The organism is Brachyspira sp. SAP_772, assembly GCF_009755885.1.
Taxonomy (GTDB): domain Bacteria; phylum Spirochaetota; class Brachyspiria; order Brachyspirales; family Brachyspiraceae; genus Brachyspira.
Window position 1 is genome coordinate 1 of sequence record NZ_VYIX01000078.1, and the last position, 866, is coordinate 866.

1 pseudogene is annotated in these 866 nt (G+C 31.7%); it reads right to left on the bottom strand.

From position 1 onward, the window contains the following. A pseudogene (locus GQX97_RS12690) lies at nt 1-866 on the bottom strand (NAD(P)-dependent oxidoreductase); the annotation flags it as partial.

Consider the following 866-nt stretch of genomic DNA (forward strand, 5'->3'; position numbering starts at 1 on the left):
ATTCATGACCTTCAGMACAAGACCATTTTAATTTTGTATATAAATCACCTTTAGTCATGCTAGTGCTTAAAAGTTTACCGCCTCTAAACTCTGCTGCTTTTTTAAGGTCTTCCAAATCTATTTCACTGTCTTTTTTAGTTTCATCATAACCATGACTAAGAAGCTTAGCATTTTTTATATCAAGCAAAGCCTTATAATCTATRTAATTTCCTTCAGAGTCTTTATTTTCAAAAAGCAAATTAAAATCTTCCCATTTTTTAGGYAAATTATCAAAGTTTTCTAAACTTCCAAAATAAGCAATTATTTTTCCGTCTTCATTATTTTTACGCCAATATGTTGGTGAATTAGGGTGAGGCAAAAGTCTCTGTATGGCAAAAAATGATATTAAAGAAGGCGGYACTATTTTAMCRAATGCATAATACCAATGAGTACGGCCTATTTCATTCCAATAATCAGTAACAGACTCTTTTTGATATGAGAATAATTCTTCTAATTTGTATCCGTCATAATACCAAAGACCATGGAAATTTCTTGTAGCATTCCAATTAGGCTTCATGTATTTTTTTGTAGAGCCTCCAATGAGTTTAAATCCGTCATTAAATGTATCATAACCAATAAGTCTGTTTTCTGCYTTGCTTCCCAAATTGAAACAGCCTTTCCAAAAATAGTCATCTAAATTGCCTTTTATATCTTCTTCAACAATTCTTTTCATTAAAAGTCCGCTGTCTCTTGCAGTAGCCCATTCAAGCGGTGCATTATAACAAGTATGAAACATTAATCCATCGCTCATATTGTCAGTAAGCATTCTGTTATGAAGCATTGCAGTTTGTCTTATTATAGATCTGTTTTCTAATGATGAATCAAGA